The following is an 854-nucleotide window of genomic DNA, read 5'->3' on the forward strand; positions in this document are numbered from 1 at the left end:
AGTTTTCGAATTGACTTAACTTTATAATTATAATAAAGCTTGGTTTTTCTATGATTTCGATACTGATCTATTTTTAGATACTTGTTTAGCTATTCCAACTCCCATGCTTAATTTCATCGTTATTAAACAATAAAATCCCCAGTACTTACTGTTGATCAATTTATTACTTCATCTGGTTCCAGTTGTTATAGAGAGCTCTGTATATTCTTTCAACTATTTTATATCTGAATCATGATTGATTATAAAACATTGCTTCTATCTGTTTTGACTTATTAATATATCTCTTTGCAACTTTTGGTAACGTTTCTATCTTCAGATCAAAGATTATGCTATTGACAGTTTAAATTGAAACATTAACGCTGCTGAAGTCTTACCGAACCCAAATCCCCCATAAATCAGTATAGTCAATTTTTCACCTCTAGGTTTTTTCATATATCTTTGACTGGTGTCACATAACATTTTGGTATTCTCAGTCTAACATTAATATGGAATTCAGTTTGGTGAATATCATATTTCTTATCCTTATAAGTTATAGGAGTAGCTATTTCTGTATTATTACTGCTACTCAGGCCCCTGGTTACAAAAACAATACGTACATAATTCTCGCCTTCCTTAATGTACTTTTTATAATCCAATTTATAATGATAATTATAGACTGTATTGTTCATTTTAAAAGATTTATTATTGTTAGGCGAAAACTTCGTCCAATGATACAAAAAATTATCTTTATTATCCCGTTCTTCTATAACAGCTTGATATGAAACTTTGAAATCACTTTCTTTTAAATGTATTTCCCTTGTAATAGAAGTTTCGTTATTATCAATTCCTGCAAAAATAATCGTAGTATTTATAGG

The 854-nt window shown here is 28.8% G+C and carries 1 protein-coding gene; it reads right to left on the minus strand.

Translation table 11 applies throughout. The features are described 5' to 3' along the window. Positions 1-428 precede the first annotated feature (428 nt). On the minus strand, positions 429-854 hold a 426-nt coding region (locus tag ACQQ6X_RS07350), incomplete at its 5' end, for a hypothetical protein (RefSeq protein ID WP_430493540.1).

This window comes from Paenibacillus ottowii (genome assembly GCF_050516475.1).
GTDB classification, from domain to species: Bacteria; Bacillota; Bacilli; order Paenibacillales; family Paenibacillaceae; genus Paenibacillus; species Paenibacillus ottowii.